The organism is Streptomyces sp. NPDC048419 (assembly GCF_043200415.1).
Lineage (GTDB): Bacteria > Actinomycetota > Actinomycetes > Streptomycetales > Streptomycetaceae > Streptomyces.
The window spans coordinates 73,667-90,934 of record NZ_JBICXT010000015.1 but is presented as its reverse complement, the minus strand read 5'-3'; the positions used below and the strand labels follow the sequence as shown (position 1 = coordinate 90,934).

Genomic DNA, 17,268 nt, shown 5'->3' with positions numbered 1-17,268 from the left:
CGACGGCTCTCACGTGCTGACGACGACGGCTCTCACGTGCTGACGACGACGGCTCTCACGTGCTGACGACGACGGCTCTCACGTGCTGACGACGACGGCTCTCACGTTCTGACGCCGGTGCGGAAGGTGCGGCGGTAGGCGGTGGGGGTGATCCCCAGCGCCGTCTGGAGGTGCTGCCGCATCGACTGGGCCGTACCGAACCCGGCCTCCTGCGCCACCTGGTCCACGGACAGGTCGCTGGACTCCAGCAGGTGCCGCGCCCGCTCCACGCGCTGCTGGGTCAGCCACTGGCCGGGGCTGACGCCGGCCTCCTCGCGGAAGCGGCGCGTGAAGGTGCGTACGGACATGGACTCCTGGGCGGCCATGTCGCGCAACTGGATCGGCTCGTGCAGGCGGCCCAGGGCCCAGGCGCGGGCGCCGGTCGTGGTGGCCAACTGGGGCTCGGGCACCGGGCGTTCGATGTACTGCGCCTGCCCGCCGTCCCGGTGCGGCGGCACGACCGTGCGGCGGGCCACCTCGTTGGCGACCGCCGTGCCGTGGTCGCGGCGCACCATGTGCAGGCACAGGTCGAGGCCGGCCGCGACGCCCGCGGAGGTCAGGACGTCGCCGTCGTCGATGAACAGCACGTCCGGGTCGACGTCGATCTTCGGGAAGAGGCGCTGGAGCTGGTCGGTCTCCGCCCAGTGCGTGGTCGCGGGCCGGCCGTCCAGGTAGCCGGCCGCGGCGAGGACGAAGACGCCCGTGCAGATCGAGGCGAGCCGGGTGCCGGGCCGGATGTGGGCGAGGGCGGCGGCCAGCTCGGCGGTCAGGACACCCTCCTCGAAGACCGGTCCGAGTTCGTACGACGCCGGGACGACGACGGTGTCGGCGGTGGCCAGCAGCTCCGGGCCGTGCTCGACCGTGATCGAGAAGTCGGCGTCGGTGCGCACCGGGCCCGGCGGCCGGACCGAGCAGGTCATGACCTCGTACAGCCGGCGGCCCAGGGCGTCCTTCGGGCGCCCGAAGATGCGGTGCGGGATGCCCAGCTCGAAGGGGAGCAGTCCGTCCATGGCGAGGACGACGACGCGGTGCGGGCGGAACTCCGTGACCGTATCCATGACCTTGTCCATGGCCCGATTCTAACGAATGCTGTCCTTCGGGCCAGTGGCTGCGATCGCTCCCGGCCTGGATGCTCTATGTCGTGACCCAGACAACCGAGGCCGCAGCCGCCGCAGAGAACACCCCGGCCGCCAAGAGGCCACGCCTGCGGCGGAGCCGCAGAATGCCGGTGCACATGGCGTGGTTCGTCGCCGCCGTCACCTTCGTGACGATCATCGGCGCGGCCGCATTCCGTTCCCTCCCCGGACTGCTGATCGACCCGCTGCACCAGGAGTTCGGCTGGTCGCGCGGCACCATCGGCGCGGCGGTCTCCGTCAACCTCGCGCTCTACGGCCTCACCGCCCCGTTCGCCGCGGCCCTGATGGACCGCTTCGGCATCCGCAAGGTCGTCGCCGTGGCCCTGACCGTGATCGCGGTCGGCTCCGGACTGACCGTGTGGATGACGGCGGCCTGGCAACTGATGCTCTGCTGGGGTCTGCTGGTCGGTCTCGGCAGCGGCTCGATGGCCCTGGCCTTCGCCGCCACGGTCACCAACCGCTGGTTCACCGAGCGCCGCGGCCTGGTGACGGGCATCCTCACCGCCGCCTCGGCCTCCGGGCAGCTGATCTTCCTGCCCGTGCTGTCCTGGATCGTCGAGACCCACGACTGGCGGCCCGCGGCGGTCACGGTGGCCCTCGCCGCCCTCGCGGTCGTCCCCTTCGTCTGGCTGCTGCTGCGCGACCACCCGGCGGACGTGGGCCTGAAGCCGTACGGCGCCGAGGAGTTCGTCGAGAAGCCCCCGCCCGCGCGCGGCGCCGCCCGCCGAACGATCAGCGTCCTGGTGCAGGCCTCCCGCACCGGCACCTTCTGGCTGCTCGCCGGGACCTTCGCGATCTGCGGCGCCTCCACCAACGGCCTGATCCAGACCCACTTCGTGCCCGCCGCCCACGACCACGGCATGCCCGTCACGGCGGCGGCCTCGCTGCTCGCGGTCATCGGCGTCTTCGACGTCGCCGGCACGATCGCCTCCGGCTGGTTCACCGACCGCTTCGAACCGCGCCGCCTGCTGGCCGTCTACTACGCCCTGCGCGGCATCTCCCTGCTGTTCCTGCCGATGCTGCTGGCGCCTTCGGTCCACCCGCCGATGCTGTTCTTCATCGTCTTCTACGGCCTCGACTGGGTCGCCACCGTCCCGCCGACCGTCGCCCTGTGCCGCGAGCAGTTCGGCGACGACAGCGCCATCGTCTTCGGCTGGGTCCTCGCCTCCCACCAGGTCGGCGCCGCGCTCGTGGCCTTCCTCGGGGGCGTGGCCCGCGACGTCTTCGGCTCCTACGACATGGTCTGGTACGCCTCCGGTGCGCTGTGCGCGGCGGCGGCGCTGATGGCGCTGGTGATCCGGCGCAAGCCGGTGGCCGCGACCGCGACGGTCACGGCGGCGGCGACGGCCTAGCGGAACCGGCCTACAGGAACCGGCCCTTGTGGAAGAGCAGGGGCTTCCCGTCCTCGTCGCCCGCGCCCAGCGCGTCGACCCGGCCCACCACGATCAGATGGTCGCCGCCGGTGTGCACCGCGTGGATCGTGCAGTCGATCCAGGCGAGCGCGCCGGCCAGGCGCGGGGAGCCGGAGACCGGTGCCGCGTCGTGGGCCACGCCCGCGAACTTGTCCGCGCCGCTCACCGCGAAGGACCGGCACAGCCCGCCCTGGTGGCCGGCGAGGACGTTGACGCAGAAGACGCCCGCGCGGGCGATGCGGGGCCAGGTCGTCGACGTACGGCCGACCATGAAGGCGATCAGCGGCGGTTCGAGGGAGAGCGAGGAGAACGACTGGCAGGCGAAGCCCGCGGGGGTGTCCTCGCCGGGGGCCGCCGGGGCGGTGACGACGGTGACGCCCGTCGCGAAGCTGCCGAGGACGCGCCGGAACTCGGCCGGGTCGACCGGCGCCCGCTCGTCCTCGCCGACGCATCGGAGGTCCGGGCGCGGCAGAGCGTCCACGGGGGCCGGAGCCCCGGCCGCCCTGAGGTAGCGGACGGCTGCCGCGGCCGCCCCTGCGTGTCCCATCACGCCTTCCATTGAAGCTGACGGTTCGTCAGATGGGAAGGGTCAGCGGCCCCTGTACTCGGGGTCGGTGCGCCGCACGAAGCTGCGTACGCCCTCCTGCGCGTCCTCGGTCGTCATGTTGATCTCCTGCGCGGCCGCCTCGGCGGCGAAAGCGGTGGCGCGGTCGGAGTCGAGCGAGGCGTTGACGAGCTGCTTGGTGAGGGCGAGGGCGCGAGTGGGCCCGGCGGCCAGCCGCGCCGCCCACTCGCGGGCCGTCTTGTCCAGCTCCCCGTCCGCGACGACCCGGTTGACCAGGCCCAGGCGCTCGGCGTCGGCGGCCGAGAGCGCGTCGCCGAAGAACATCAGCTCCTTGGCCCTCCGGGGGCCGACCAGACGGGGGAGGAGGTACGCCCCGCCGCCGTCCGGTACCAGACCGCGCCGTACGAACACCTCGATGAAGCGCGCCGATTCGGCGGCCAGGACCAGGTCGCAGGCGAGCGCGAGATGGGCGCCGAGGCCGGCCGCCGTACCGTTCACGGCGGCGAGCACCGGTTTCTCGCAGTCGAGGACGGCGGCGACCAGCCGCTGGGCGCCGAGGCGCAGGGTGCGGGCCACGTCGCCCGCGACCCGCTCGCCCGCGCCCGAGCCCGCACCGCCCCGCAGATCCGCTCCCGCGCAGAAGCCGCGGCCCGTGCCGGTGAGGACGACGGCCCGCACGTCCGGGTCGGCCGAGGCGTCCGCGAGCAGGGCGATGACGCGGTCGCGCTGCCCGGGGGTGAGGGCGTTGAGGGCCTCCGGCCTGTTGAGCGTGATGTACGCGACCTGGCCCGCGGTCTCGTGCAGCACCCACGTCTGCTCGCTCACCGGCACACCGCCAGCGCGTCCAGGGCCACGGCGCCCTGCCCCTGGGGCAGCACCATCAGCGGGTTGATGTCGAGCTCGGCGAGACCGTCCCCGAGTTCGAGGGCCATCCGCTGCACCCGCAGCACGACTTCGACGAGCGCGTCGAGATCGGCCGGCGGGCGTCCGCGCACGCCGTCGAGCAGGGCCCGCCCGCGCAGGTCGCCGAGCATGTCCCGGGCCTGGTCCTCGCCGAAGGGCGGCACGCGGACGGCGACGTCCCGCAGGACCTCGACCAGCACCCCGCCGAGCCCTACCGTCACCGTCGGCCCGAACAGCTCGTCGTGCGTGACGCCGACGACCATCTCCACGCCCCGCTCCACCATCTGGCAGACCAGGACACCGTCCAGGGCCACCCCCTCATAGCGGGCGATGTCCGTCAGCTCGCGGTAGGCGTCGCGGACCTGGCTGGCCGAGGTGAGCCCGATCTTCACCAGCCCCAGCTCGGTCTTGTGGGCGATCTGCGCGCCGGACGCCTTCATCACCACCGGGTAGCCGACCAGACTCGCCGCGCGGACGGCCGCCGCCGCACTGGTCACCAGCTGCTCGCGCGGGACGCGGATCCCGTACGCCCGCAGCAGCTGCTTCGCCGCGTGCTCGCTGAGCTGCCGGCCCGGGCACATCAGGGCCTGCGCCTTGCGGAAGGAGGGCGAGGTGGCTCGGGGGGCCTCGTCGAAGGGCGAGCGGTAGCCGGTGACGAAGCGGTGGTGGTCGAGGTAGGCGCGGACGGCGGTGATGCAGTTCGCGACGGTACGGAAGGTGGCGACCCGGGAGGAGCCCAGCAGGACGTCCCGGTAGGCGGGTTCGGTGCCGACGGGCGACCCCCAGACCACGCAGACCAGCTTGTCGGTCCGCTCGGCCGCGTCCACCAGGTCCTGCACCAGACGGTCGCTGAGCGGCGGGAAAGGGCCGGTGATCGGGCAGATCAGGACGCCCACCCCGGGGTCGTCGAGGATCGCGTCGATGATCTTTTGGCCGCGGTGGTCGCCCACCGGGTGCCCGCCGTTGTCGACGGGGTTGGCCACGCTCAGGTACTCCGGTATCCACTGGTGCAGCTCGGTCTGCTTCGCCTCGGACAGGGCCGGCAGCCGCAGGCCCGCCTCCGTGGCCAGGTCGGCGAAGTGGGCGCCGGTGCCACCGGAGATCGAGTAGACGACGACGCCCTCGGCGCGCGGCGGCCGGGCGCGGGCCAGCAGGGCGGCGGTGTCCTGCAGTTCGTCGAGCCCGTCCACCCGGATCACCCCGAACTGCCGCATCGCCGCGTCCACCACGGTGTCCGCGCCGGTCAGCTTGCCGGTGTGGGAGGCGGCCGTACGGGCGCCGGTCTCGGTGCGGCCCACCTTGACGGCGACGACGGGCACCCCCCGCCGGGCGGCCCGATCGGCGGCGAGCAGGAACGACCGGCCGTCCTTCAGCCCCTCCACGTAGCAGGCGATGGCGCCGACCTCGGGCCGCTCGGCGAAGTAGGAGATGAAGTCGGCGGTCTCCAGGTCGGCCTCGTTGCCGGTGGGCGCCCAGTGGGAGAGGCGGATGCCGAGCTCCTGGAGGGAGAAGACGGGGCGGCCCTGGTGCCCGGACTGGGTGATCAGGGCGATGGCGGGCCCGTCGAGGTCGTCCCGGAAGTGCTCGAAGGCGTTGAGGTTGGTGTTGGGCCCCAGCAGCCGCATCCCGGAGCGGGCCACGGAGGCGGCGAGCCGCTCCTGCGCGGCCGCGCCCTCGGCGCCGGTCTCGGCGAACCCGGAGGCGAAGACGACCGCGAACTTCACCTTGGCCTCGGCCAGTTCCTCGATCACGGCGAAGGGGTCGGCGAGCAGCAGGACGGCGAGATCGACCTGCTCGGGCAGCTCGGCGACCGAGGGGGAGCAGGGGATCCCGAAGACGGACGGGCGGCTGGGGTGCACGGGGTGCAGCCGCGCCCCGACGCGCTCCGCCCACGCCACCAGCTGACGGGTGATGCCGGTGTTGGGCCGCCCCTCGGTGTCCGAGGCGCCGATCACGGCGACGGACCCGGGGTGGAAGAACCGGTCCAGGTCGGGTACGTCGGCGTACAGCGGCCGCCCGCCGACGTCGAGGTCGTCGACGTCCGCGGGCCGGCCGTGGACGGCGGGCCCGGGTTGCTCGCCGCAGGCGATGACCCGGGCCCGGCGGGAGTCGGTGGTGAGGGTGCCGTGGGTTGATCCAAGCATCGGTCCGCCCGCTCCTGTGTGACAGCAAATAACTGACGCACTGTCAGATTACTGAACTGACGCCCAGTCAGGAACGGGTCGGGCCGCAAATGGTTGCGGCCCGCTACAACTCCGCCAGCACTTCCTTCGCCACCCGCTCGCCCGAGCGCACCGCTCCGTCCATGAATCCGTTCCAGTGCGTGGAGGTCTCGGTGCCCGCCCAGTGGATGCCACCCGCCGGCTTGCGCAGGGAGGTGCCGTACTCGGTGAGCACCCCGGGCGGGGCGTAGGCGACCGGGCCGCCGCGGGAGAAGCCCTCGTTGTCCCAGCGCTGGAGGACGAAGGAGGTGGGCGACTTGGCCTTGTCGCCGAAGTAGTTGGCATAGTCCTTCAGGACCGCGGCCTTGACCTCGTCGGCGCTCGCTGCGTCGTAGGCGCGCATCTCATCGGCCTCGATGAAGCCCATCAGGGCGCCGTAGGAGGCGTTGGGCGGGGAGTTGTCGAAGGTCGAGCGGACCACGCCGGAGTCGCTGACGACCTGGCCGTTGAGGCCGTCGGCCCGCCAGAAGGGGCTGTCGTAGACGGCGATCGCCTTGCCGATGGAGCCCATCGGCAGGCGCTGGCTCAACTGGTCGCGGGCGGCCGGGAGCAGGGGATCGTAGGAGATACGGGCCGCGAGCGGCGGCGGTACGGCGACGACGACCTTCTTGGCGGTCACCGTGATGCCGTCGGCCGTGACGACGTACCTGCCGCCGGACCGCGTGATCGAGCGCACGGGCGCGCTCAGCACCACGCGGTCGCCGAGTGTGGCGGCCAGCTTGATCGGCACCTGCTGGGAGCCGCCGACGAAGCGGGACTCCTGGGCGCCGTTCGCGGTGTCGGTCAGGCGCTCCAGGCTGCCGACGTTCGACTCGTTGCCCGCGGCGGCTATGTAGAAGAGGACGAAGAGCAGGGAGAGTTCGCGGGGCTGGGCCGAGAAGACGGACGTACAGGCCACGTCCAGCAGGAACTTGGCCGACGGGACGATCGCGTTGGCGTTCAGCCAGCTCTCGAAGGTCTGCTTGTCCCACTCGGCGGCCTTCGGCGCCGTCCAGGGCGCGTCCAGCGGGATCTGCTTGGCCATGTCGTCGAGCGAGGCCTGCACGATCGCCGCGTTGGCGAGGCCCGCCGCGTCGATCGGCGGCACCGAGCCGAGGATGCCGTCGGTGGCGTACGGGGTCCTCGTGCCGTCCTTGTAGAGGAGGTTCTTGCCGGTGTTGTACGTCGTGAAGGTCGCCACGCCCAGGGAGTCGGCGAGAGCCTTGATGCGGTCCTGGGTGGGGCCGATGAACTCGCCGCCGCCCTCGGTGAAACCGCCGCCCGGCAGCGGCAGGTTGACGACCCGGCCGCCGACGCGGTCGCGGGCCTCCAGGACGGCCACGGTCTTCCCGCCGGCCACCAGGTCGCGGGCGGCCGTCAGTCCGGCGAGCCCGCCGCCGACGATCGCGACGTCCACGGTCCGCGAACCCGCCGCGGCCGCCGGACCGGCGGCGGTGCCGGTGAGGGTGACGGCCCCGGCAGCGGCGGCGGCACCGCCGAGCAGTGAACGCCGGGTCAGGGGGCGGGGGTTGTGCTGTCTTTCGCGTGCCACGTGCATCCTCCGGGTGGAGAGAGTGTGGGGCCAGAAAGTGAGCAGTGTTCACATTCTGGCCCCGCAAGGCGGCACGCTTCAACGCTCCCGTCGCATCTGGCTCGTGCGTAACGGGAGCGCCGAAGAAGGCAGTTGAGGGTTCCTACGTCATCCGGGCAGCCGGGACAGCGTGTCCCCGCCACGCTTCGCGACGGCCTTCGCGATCTTCTCGGCGTCCATCGCCACCTCACGGAGCGTTCCGCTGATGGGCGTGGTGAAGCCGGTGAAGTAGAGGCCGGGGGCCTGCTGCGAGGTGCGGGCGCCGTGCGCCAGGGGTCTGCCCCTCTCGTCCAGCACGCCGAGATGGCCGACGAGGCCCTCCAAGGCGCGGGCGTACCCGGTGGCGGCGACGACGGCGTCCGGTGCGACACGGGTGCCGTCGGCGAGGACGACCTGGCCGCCCTCGAAGCCGTCGACGGCGGCCACGACCTCGACCTTCCCGGTGCGCACGGCGTCGATCAGGCCCACGTCCTGCACCGGGATCGCCCCCTCCTTGACCCGGGTGTAGAGGCCCGTCTCCGGGCGGGGCAGCCCCTTCTCCGCGAGGTCGGGCACGCTCAGCTTGGCCATCGGCCGCGCCATCCGGTCGACGACCCCGGTCGGCAGCCGCCGCACCATCACCCCTGTGTACTGGGCGGCCCACCCGGCGGTGGAGCGCCGCACGATGTGCGGAGCCGTCCGCACCGACAGCCGCACCCGCGAGGCGCCGCCCTCCACCAGGTCCACGGCGATCTCGGCACCGGTGTTGCCGGCTCCGACGACGAGGACGTCGCGCCCGGCGTAGGGCGCGGGGTTGCGGTACTCCCCGGCGTGCACGAAGTCGCCCTTGTAGGTGTCGCGTCCGGCCCACTCGGGGACGTAGGGCCTGTGGTTGTGGCCGGTGGCCACGACCACGGCGGCTCCGGTCAGCTCGCGTCCGCCGGTGGCGTGCAGGAGCCAGCCGGTGCCGTCGGGGGAGCGCTCGATGCGGGAGACCTCGACGCCGGTGACGATCTCCAGCGTGTGCGCCTCGGTGTACTTCTCCAGGTACCGCACCATGTCGTCGCGGGCCACCCAGCGCCCGAACCGGCGCGGTATGGGCAGCCCGGGCAGGGCCGAGAGGCGCCGGGTGGTGTGCAGGTGGAGCCGGTCGTAGTGCCGCCGCCAGGCCGCGCCCACGCGGTCGGACTTCTCCAGGACGACGGCGCGTATGCCCCGGGCCCGCAGCGTGTACGCGACGGAGAGTCCTGCCGGGCCGCCGCCGATGATGTAGACGGGTCGGTCCGTGGGGGTTGGAGACGGTATGGAGTCGGCCATGAGCGCGAGCGTAATCACGCACCGGGTTGATGGGTCTCGGTCAAGCCCGGAATTGGTTTCGGATTGATCACGGGTGTAGGAGGAGTGGGTGGGGCTTGTGACGTAGGCCACCTCGTTGTGGTGTTTCCGCGCGGGGCCCCACCCGCCCCGGTCCTACTTCCCGGTCCTGGCGCGGTGGCCCGTCACCTTGGCGATCCAGGTGATGAAGTCGCCCGGGTCGGTGTTGGCGCCGTGGCCCTGGTCCCAGTAGTAGAGGTGGTTCACGTCGTCGCCGAGGCCCGCCAGACGGGCCGCCAGGTTCGCGGAGACCACGTGCGAGGTGTCGGAGTCGCTGGTGCCCAGGCGGATCCACCAGTGCTTGGCACGGCGGCCGTTGACCTTCTCCACCAGGTGGTACATCGGGTTCATCAGGTGCAGCTTCCCGGGGATGTCGGCGGCGACCCGCTTGCTGTCGAGCCCGGTGGTGTCGTTCTTCGCGCCGTACGCCGTGAAGTGGCGGTTCTCGATGGTGCCCGCGCCGAACTCGTTGTTCTCGCCGGCCGACAGGTCGAAGGCGTCGAAGGCCGGGACGGTCTTCTTGCGGGCGCCGACGTGGGTGAGGAAGTCCTCCCAGGTGAAGGCGGCCTTGCCGTTCTTCCAGGTGATGAAGGTGTTCTTGGCCAGATATGTCGCGCGGTCCGCGTCCGAGAGGGCGGCGAGACAGGTGGTCGCCGACGGCTGAAGGTACTGCTCGACCAGGTACGCGTCGTAGTTGCGAGCGGTCAGCGGGCCGAAGCCGTTCAGACCGCGCAGCTTCAACTGCGCCTGGTATTCGGCGAACTGGGCCCTGAGCGCCTTGGAGACCGTCTGGTCCACCTGCTTGCCCGTGCTCAGCGCGTTGGTGCCCCAGTTCCACTCGTAGGCGCCGTCGGCGTGCTCCAGGTCGGTGATCGGGCACCAGGCGCCCACCGCGAAGATCGCGTCGGAGGCGTCGGCGGCGCCCAGCTCCTTGAGGTACTTCTCGTAGATCGGGCTGTCGCCGGACGCACCGAGCAGCGACGACAGGGCGCCGCCCGCGCTCGTCCCGGCGGAGACGATCCGGTCCACGTCGCCGGGGATGCGGCCGCGGTTGTGCTTGATGTAGCGCACCGCCGCCTTGAGGTCGACGATCGCGGCCGGGGCGGTGCCGTAGTACTCGCCGGAGGAGTTCTTGAGGCTGCGGCCGCGGGCGCCCGGCTCGATGACGACGTAGCCGGCGGCCAGCGCCAGGAGCTGGTTGGAGGCGGTGGCGCCGCCGGTGGCGTTGGTGTTGGTGTTGCCGTTCGCGCCCGGCGCGGAGGCGGAGGCGCTCGGCGTGGCGCTCCCGCTGGGTGCGCCGCCGCCGGACATGCCCCCGGCGCCGACACCGGTGGCGTCCGCGACGGAGGAGGGCATGTAGCCGCCGATGGAGTTGGCCAGCAGGATCGGCGCGTTCGTGGGGTCGACCGTCGCGCCGTCGATCTCGACCGGTGCGCTGACGATCAGCGACTGGTACGTGGCGTCCACCGGGTCGGCGACGTAGGTGATCGCCTTCCAGAAGTGGTACGTCACCTGGTGCTCGTCGCCGGCGGTGTCCGTGACGGTCGTCGTCAGCTTGGTGTACGCGTCCGGGTCGAAGGTCAGTGGGTCGGAAGAGGACGACGAGGTGCTGGACGCCTGCGCGTTGAGGGCCACACCGCCGACGGCGGCGATGCCCGCGGTGGCTCCGATGCCCATCACCACGGTCCTGCGCTTGACTGCCCTGTGCTTCACGGTTCGACTCCCTCGGGGGTTTGTCGGCTGTCGACTGCGAACGTAGGGGGACTGCAAACAAAATTGCCAACAATCCGTGCGGATTCACGGAGGATGCACAGCTTCACAGCCGGCGCACGGCTTCAGGGCGGCCGCGCGGGGTTCCGGGTTCCCGGCATCTGACGTACCGTCAGATTCATGGACTCGATCTGGCTCAGTGGCGCTGAGTGGCTGGCCGTGCTGCGCATAGGCCTCGGGCTGTGGTGGCTGGAGAGCTGGCGGCACAAGGACCGCAAGGCCTGGTTCGAGCGCGGCACCGGCATCGCGTGGGCGGCGTCGATCGCGGCGAAGCACCGCTGGAACGCCGTACGGTCCGGCTTCGACGTCATGGTGGCACCGCGGCCCCGGACGATGGCGTACGTGGTGGTCTACGCGGAGCTGGCGATCGGCCTCGGGCTGGTCGCCGGGTTCCTGACGCCGGTCGCGCTGGTCGGCGGACTGCTCCTGAACGTCCTGTACTTCACGCTCATGATCCACGAGGTGGCCGAGCAGGGTCAGAACTCGATGATGGCCCTGATGTCGGTGGTCGCGCTGTTCGCGATGTCGTGGCAGACCTGGTCGCTGGACAGCGCGCTGGGGCTCTTCGGATGAGCGCCCCCCGCTTCGGCGTGCCGGAGGCCGACGCCTTCACCCGGACGTACTGGGAGGCGGCGGCCGAGGGCCGGCTGTTGATCCGCCGGTGCGGGGCGTGCGGGCGGGCGCACCACTACCCGCGGGAGTTCTGCCCGTTCTGCTGGAGCGAGGACGTCGCGTGGGAGCGGGCGAGCGGCCGGGCCGTGCTCTACACCTGGTCCGTGGTCCACCGCAACGACCTGCCGCCCTTCGGGGAGCGGACGCCGTACGTCGCCGCCGTGGTCGACCTCGCGGAGGGTCCGCGGATGATGACGGAGGTCGTGCAGCCGGGGGAGAGCGGGCTGCGGGCGGGGATGGAGCTGGAGGTCGCGTTCCGGGAGGGGGCGCCGGTGTTCCGCCCGCCGGGGTGAGGCGGGCAATCCGGGTGACGCGGACGAGACGTAAGGGTTTGAATGGGCCGGTGGCCTCCACCGACGAGCACCTCACCGCCTTCCTGCCCGAACTGCACGGTCCCGGCATCCGGCTGCGCGGCTGGGACGCGGAGTCCGACGCCGATGTCGCGGCCTGGCTGCGCGGGACCACCGACCCGGAGTTCCGGCGCTGGAACACCCCCCACAGACCGATCACCGACGCCGACGGCGCACGGGACTCGCTGCGCTCGAAGACGCGGCTGACGGCGGAGGGGAGCGCGGCGTCGTACTGCGTGCTCGACGCCGCGAGCGGGACGGTGCTGGGCCACGTCGGCGTCAACGCCATCGACACCGTCCAGCGCGTGGCCCGCGTCGGCTACTGGGTGCTGCCCGAGGCCCGGGGGCGGGGCGTCGCCGTCCGCGCCCTGGCCGTGGTCTCCCGCTGGGCGCATACCGAACTGGCGCTGCACCGGCTCGAACTCGGCCACGCGCTCGGCCACGAGATCTCCTGCCGGGTCGCCGAGCGATGCGGCTACCGGTACGAAGGGACCCTGCGCGGCGCGATGTTCGAGGCCGGGCGCTACGACACCTTCCGCGACGTCCATCTGCACGGCCGGCTGGCGACGGACCCGGAGCCGGAGATCCCCTAGCGAGGGCTCCGAAACAGGAAGGCGCCCCGGGCCGCCGTGAGAGATCATGAAGCATGCGGCCCGACGACTGGTACCTCATCGACGACCTGCCCGAATTCCTCGCCCGCGCGGGGGAGTTCCTGCGCTCCAGGCCCGCCCTGCACACGGTCCCACTGACGGTGACCGAGGGGCTGCGGACGCGCGGTGCGGACATCTACGGCGACGAGGCGCCCTACTTCGGCGTGCTGGAGCGCGAGGGCACGGTCCGGGCGGCCTACTTCCGCACCCCGCCCCACCCGCTCCAGGTCACGCCCCTCACCTCCGAGGGGGCCGACTCGCTCGCCGTCCACCTGGCCGGCCTCGGCCGCCCCCTGCCGAGTGTCTCCGGCGAGGTCGGCACGGCCGCCGCGCTGGCCCGCGCCTGGCGGCGGCACACGGACAGGACGGCGAAGCCGGTCGAACGCAGCCGGCTGTACCGGCTGGGCACGCTGACGGTTCCGCAGCCGTGGCCGGCCGGGCGCGCGCGGGTCGCCGGGGAGGCGGACCGGGATCAACTGGAGCGCTGGTACCGGGAGTTCACCGAGGCCATCGGTGGGGGAGCGCCCCAGCGCGCGGAGCGCTGGGCCGAAACGCGCATCGCCTCCGGCGGGCTCACGCTCTGGGAGGACGGCGACGGCACCCCGCTCTCCATGGCCGGCACCACGCCCATGGTCGCAGGCCAGCTCCGCGTGGCCCCTGTCTACACCCCGGCCCCGCTGCGCGGCCGGGGCTACGCCGGCGCGGTCACGGCCGAGGTGAGCCGGGCCGCGCAGACGGCGGGTGCGGACGAGGTCCTGCTCTTCGCGGACCTCGCCAACCCGACCAGCAACGCGCTGTACCGGCGGATCGGGTACCGGCCGGTGGCGGACTTCGCGGTGTACGCCTTCGCCGCGTGAGCCCTACGGCCACAGCAGCTCGCGCGCCCAGCCCTTCGGCGCACGGCGGTAGTTGAGCCGTACGTGCCGCCGTCGTTCGTCGCCCTGGAAGAACTCCACGGTGTCCGGGCGCAGGCGGTACAGGGTCCAGGTCGCAACCGGTGCGTCCGGTTCCCGCCGGGCCTGTTCCCAGGCCGCCTGCGACGTACGCGCCAACTCGTCCAGCGAGCCGAGGACTTCGCTCTGGCGGCCGGTCAGCGCGGCGGCCAGCGCGCCGGTGGAGCGGGCGTGCAGATCGCCCTGGGACTCCTGCGCCGGTGCGGCGGTGACCGGGCCGCGCAGGCGGACCTGGCGGCCCAGCACCGGCCAGTAGAAGGCGAGGGCGGCCTGCGGGCGGGCCGCCAGCTGCGCGCCCTTGTGGCTGGTCGCGTGGGTGGCGAACGACCAGCCGTCCTCGTCCGCGCCGTGCAGCATCACGATCCGCACGTCCGGCAGGCCCGCCGCGTCCGACGTGGCCAGCGACATCGTGTGCGGCTCGGTCTGGCCGGCCGCCACCGCCTCGGCGAACCAGGTGGTGAACAGGGGCAGTGGCGCGTCGGGGGCGGCCGCCGGGTCGAAGGGCGGCAGCGCCGTCACCTCCGGGTCCCACACCCGAAGTGACCTCAGCAGTTCGTGCAGATCCGTTCCCATGCCCCGATTGTCACGTGCGCCGCGGCTCAGACCGTGCCGAGGTCCGACGACACCCAGCGCTCGGGCCGCATCCGGACGACGACCTGCGGACCGTGGTTCTTCCAGGCGAAGTCCACATAGCCGTCGACCTTGCCGGCCGGAAGGTAGCGCGCCGACATCTCCCTGAGCTGCTCGAAGGTGGCGGGCTCGGTCGCGGTCACCGGGCCTTCCACGGACACGTACCGGATGGTGGGCTCCAGCCGGTCGACCATGAGGCAGAAGCGGCCCGCGGCGACGATCAGCTCGTTCTTGCGGGACTCCTCGCCCGTCATGATCCACACGCTGCCGCCGGGTTCGTACTGGTACCAGATCGGCACGGTCAGCGGGGCGCGTCCCTCCCCCGCGTCCACCGCCAGTGCGGCGATGTGCGGCTCGGCGAGAAACGCCTCGCGTTCTTCGCGGGTCAGGGCCATGTCGGTTCCTCCATACGCCGAAGGGTGTTCGCCCAGTACGTTGGGCCCGGGGCCGGCGGAGTACTTCCAGGGAGGGGCGGGACGAACCGGTGGATCGCACACGGCACTTCAGAAGCGCAGTCCTTGCCGGTGTCCTGCTGCTGCTCGGTGGCCTCACCGCCTGCGCCGGCGACGAGAAGGCGTTCTCCCTCTCCGCACCCGAGATCTTCTACGTTCCGGCGAACGGCGGCAAGAAGGTCTTCCCTCTGCGTGTCGACGGCCCGGGGCCCTATGCGCCGGGTGCCCGGCGGCTGACCGTGGACGTCGCGCCGGGCTCGGAGGGCGCCGTGCGGCTGCGCGACGACAGCACGAACTGCCGGGGGAGTGCCACCCACGTCGTCTGCGAGGGCCCGGCCGCGAGCCTCAACGGCCTGACCACGGACGTGTTCGCCCCGCTCCCGGCGAAGGGCAGCAAGCCCGGTGACACCGGGTACCTCCGGTTGACGTACGTCATGACGGACGGCGGGAAGCTGACCGCGCGCACCCGGGTGGTCGTGGGGGAGCCGGTCCTGGAGCTGCTGACTCCCGTACCGGACAAGGGGGTTCGCCCCGGCGCCGAGGTGACGTCCCCGGTGGTCGTCCGCAACGCCGGCGACGTGCCCGTGCGGGGGCTGGCACTCGTCGTCAACGCCGGCGATCTCGAGTTCGTGCAGCACTACGCCAACTGCCGTTATCCAAAGCTGCAGCACGGCAGCCAGGCGGTGTGCAGCTTCCCGGGCGTGCCGATCGCGCCGGGGAAGAGCGTCATCGTCCGGCCCGGTCTGCGCCTGCGCGCCTCCGGGACGAGGATGTACGGATCGTTCAACCGCCTGGTCTGGCCGCTGGCGGCAGGGCCGGGCCCGAACCAGAGCTTCTCCGACGGGGGTGAGCACGGGGACGGGCCGCGCCTGCGGGCCGAGGCGACGAAGACGCCTTCCGGCACGTTCACCAAGGCGGGCGACTTCGTCAGCGTCCCGCTCGCAGCCGGCGCCGACTACCGGGTCTTTGGCGCCGACCTGCACGGCGACCCCGGTGACACCCGCAAGCTCCGCCTCACCGTCCGCAACAACGGCCCGGGCAACCCCGGCTACTCCACCCGGCTCGTCTTCGGCCCGCCCCCCGGCACCGCCGTCCTCAAGGAGCCCATGACGGAGATCGACGACGGCGACCGCGAGCCCTACTGCGCCGACGACGGATACACGTACACCTGCGACGTCGAGGGCCTGGAACCGGGCAAGTCCCGCACCTTCGAGTTCACCCTGCGCCTCGGCGAACCCGCGACCGGCAGTGTGCGGCTGGAGGACAAGGGTTCCGGCCCTTCCGATTCCCCCGCCCCGGGGGGCAGGCCGGGACGGCACGATCCCGATGCGAGCAACGACCAGGCGTCCGTGACCGTCACCGGCTGACCGCCGGGCTCTCACCGCCCCAGCACCACCGTCCCCGAGGAGCAGAACCAGCCGCCGGTGCCGGACGCCACGCCCAGTCTCGGCAACTCGCCGTCGCGCGCCCGCACTTGACGCGCCCCGGCTTCCCCGCGCAGCTGCCGCACCGCCTCCACCAGCAGGAACAGACCCCGCATCCCGGGGTGCTGGGCCGACAGGCCGCCCCCGTCCGTGTTCACCGGCAGCTCCCCGCCCTCGACCCGCAGCCGTCCCTTCTCCACGAACGCCCCGCCCTCCCCCTTCGCGCAGAACCCCAGGTCCTCCAGGGTCACCAGCGTCATGTAGGTGAAGGCGTCGTAGAGCTGCGCGAAGTCCATCTCCCCGGGCCGCACACCCGCCCGCTCGAACGCCAGCCGCCCGCTCACCGCCGCCGGGGAGACCGTGAAGTCCTGCCACTCGGACATCGCGGCGTGCGAGACGTGCTCCCCGGTGCCGAGCACCCAGACGGGCGCCGTACGGCAGTCGCGTACGTACTCCTCGGCCGCGAGCAGCGCCGCCGCGCCGCCGTCGGAGCGGATGCAGCAGTGCAGCTTGGTGAAGGGGTCGGCGATCATCGGGCCGGACAGCACGTCGTCGACCGTGACCGGGTCGCGGAACATGGCGTCCGGGTTGAGGGCGGCGTTCGCCCGCGTCTGCACGGCCACCTCCGCCAACTGCTCGATCGTCGTGCCGTGTTCGATCATGTGGCGGCGCGCGGCCATGGCGTACTTGGCGATCAGCGTGTGGCCGTACGGCACCTCGAACTGGAGCGGGCCGCGGGCGCCGAAGGACAGGTTCCCGGTGCGCCGGCCCGCCTTGACGTCCGCGCGGGCGGTGGAGCCGTAGACCAGGAGCACGGCGTTCGCGTGCCCCGCCGCTATCGCGTCCGCCGCGTGCGCCGCCATGACCTCCCAGGTGGAGCCGCCGACAGAGGTGGAGTCGACCCAGGTGGGGCGCAGGCCCAGATACTCGGCCACCTCGACGGGGGCCAGCGTGCCGAGCCCGGCGGAGGCGAAGCCGTCCACCACCTCACGGCCGAGCCCCGCGTCGGCCAGCGCACGGCGGGCCGCCTGGGCGTGCAGGGCGTACGGCGTCGCCTCCTCCACCCGCCCGCAGTCCGAGAGGGCCACACCGACCACGGCGACATTCCGGCTCCCGCGACTCATGAACGGCCTCCTGCCCCTGGGCATATCGCTTCGGTCCTCCTAA

16 protein-coding genes are annotated in these 17,268 nt (G+C 72.5%); 6 read left to right on the top strand and 10 right to left on the bottom strand.

Annotation, left to right across the window (positions count from 1 at the left end):
- Positions 1–101: 101 nt before the first annotated feature.
- Positions 102–1,109 (bottom strand): GlxA family transcriptional regulator, encoded by a 1,008-nt coding sequence (locus tag ACGFYN_RS28520; protein WP_393868743.1) that lies wholly within the window; start codon positions 1,107–1,109, stop codon positions 102–104.
- Positions 1,110–1,180: 71 nt separating this feature from the next.
- Here ACGFYN_RS28520 and ACGFYN_RS28515 point away from each other — a divergent pair, with 71 nt between their 5' ends.
- Entirely contained in the window at positions 1,181–2,527 is a 1,347-nt protein-coding gene (locus tag ACGFYN_RS28515; RefSeq protein WP_393868742.1) for an MFS transporter, read from the top strand.
- A gap of 10 nt (positions 2,528–2,537) precedes the next feature.
- On the opposite strand, the gene ACGFYN_RS28510 is transcribed toward ACGFYN_RS28515, so the two are convergent.
- From ACGFYN_RS28510 to ACGFYN_RS28485, 6 genes are all read right to left on the bottom strand, one after another.
- Entirely contained in the window at positions 2,538–3,134 is a 597-nt protein-coding gene (locus tag ACGFYN_RS28510; RefSeq protein ID WP_393868741.1) for a flavin reductase family protein, read from the bottom strand.
- Between the two features lie 42 nt (positions 3,135–3,176).
- Positions 3,177–3,983, bottom strand: a complete 807-nt coding sequence (locus ACGFYN_RS28505) for an enoyl-CoA hydratase/isomerase family protein (RefSeq protein ID WP_393868740.1) — start codon at positions 3,981–3,983, stop codon at positions 3,177–3,179.
- A complete protein-coding gene (locus ACGFYN_RS28500) occupies positions 3,974–6,199 on the bottom strand; it encodes an acetate--CoA ligase family protein (protein ID WP_393868739.1) in 2,226 nt (741 codons plus the stop codon). The genes ACGFYN_RS28505 and ACGFYN_RS28500 overlap by 10 nt, the downstream gene beginning before the upstream one ends.
- 103 nt (positions 6,200–6,302) lie before the next feature.
- Complete coding sequence (locus ACGFYN_RS28495) at positions 6,303–7,814, bottom strand: flavin monoamine oxidase family protein (RefSeq protein ID WP_393868738.1); 1,512 nt, start codon at positions 7,812–7,814, stop codon at positions 6,303–6,305.
- 141 nt (positions 7,815–7,955) lie between these two features.
- Positions 7,956–9,143, bottom strand: a complete 1,188-nt coding sequence (locus tag ACGFYN_RS28490; RefSeq protein WP_393868737.1) for a flavin-containing monooxygenase — start codon at positions 9,141–9,143, stop codon at positions 7,956–7,958.
- 153 nt (positions 9,144–9,296) lie between these two features.
- Positions 9,297–10,877, bottom strand: a complete 1,581-nt coding sequence (locus ACGFYN_RS28485) for a subtype B tannase (RefSeq protein ID WP_393868890.1) — start codon at positions 10,875–10,877, stop codon at positions 9,297–9,299.
- A gap of 213 nt (positions 10,878–11,090) precedes the next feature.
- On the opposite strand from ACGFYN_RS28485, the gene ACGFYN_RS28480 reads away from it, so the two are divergent.
- The 4 genes from ACGFYN_RS28480 to ACGFYN_RS28465 are packed head-to-tail and all read left to right on the top strand — an operon-like array spanning position 11,091 to position 13,499.
- Positions 11,091–11,543 (top strand): DoxX family protein, encoded by a 453-nt coding sequence (locus tag ACGFYN_RS28480; RefSeq protein ID WP_393868736.1) that lies wholly within the window; start codon positions 11,091–11,093, stop codon positions 11,541–11,543.
- A complete protein-coding gene (locus tag ACGFYN_RS28475) occupies positions 11,540–11,935 on the top strand; it encodes a Zn-ribbon domain-containing OB-fold protein (RefSeq protein ID WP_393868735.1) in 396 nt (131 codons plus the stop codon). Before ACGFYN_RS28480 ends, ACGFYN_RS28475 begins: the two co-directional genes overlap by 4 nt.
- Positions 11,936–11,985: 50 nt before the next feature.
- Entirely contained in the window at positions 11,986–12,585 is a 600-nt protein-coding gene (locus ACGFYN_RS28470; protein WP_393868734.1) for a GNAT family N-acetyltransferase, read from the top strand.
- Between the two features lie 53 nt (positions 12,586–12,638).
- Positions 12,639–13,499, top strand: a complete 861-nt coding sequence (locus ACGFYN_RS28465; RefSeq protein ID WP_393868733.1) for a GNAT family N-acetyltransferase — start codon at positions 12,639–12,641, stop codon at positions 13,497–13,499.
- A gap of 3 nt (positions 13,500–13,502) precedes the next feature.
- On the opposite strand, the gene ACGFYN_RS28460 is transcribed toward ACGFYN_RS28465, so the two are convergent.
- Both ACGFYN_RS28460 and ACGFYN_RS28455 read right to left on the bottom strand, forming a co-directional pair.
- Entirely contained in the window at positions 13,503–14,168 is a 666-nt protein-coding gene (locus tag ACGFYN_RS28460; RefSeq protein WP_393868732.1) for a pyridoxal 5'-phosphate synthase, read from the bottom strand.
- 26 nt (positions 14,169–14,194) lie between these two features.
- Complete coding sequence (locus ACGFYN_RS28455) at positions 14,195–14,620, bottom strand: pyridoxamine 5'-phosphate oxidase family protein (RefSeq protein ID WP_393868731.1); 426 nt, start codon at positions 14,618–14,620, stop codon at positions 14,195–14,197.
- Positions 14,621–14,709: 89 nt separating this feature from the next.
- On the opposite strand from ACGFYN_RS28455, the gene ACGFYN_RS28450 reads away from it, so the two are divergent.
- On the top strand, positions 14,710–16,044 hold the full coding sequence (locus ACGFYN_RS28450; protein WP_393868730.1) for a hypothetical protein: 1,335 nt from the start codon (positions 14,710–14,712) through the stop codon (positions 16,042–16,044).
- 11 nt (positions 16,045–16,055) lie between these two features.
- On the opposite strand, the gene ACGFYN_RS28445 is transcribed toward ACGFYN_RS28450, so the two are convergent.
- Positions 16,056–17,225 carry an acetyl-CoA acetyltransferase gene (locus ACGFYN_RS28445; RefSeq protein WP_393868729.1) on the bottom strand — a complete coding sequence of 390 codons (1,170 nt, stop codon included), beginning with the start codon at positions 17,223–17,225 and terminating at the stop codon, positions 16,056–16,058.
- Between the last annotated feature and the right edge of the window lie 43 nt (positions 17,226–17,268).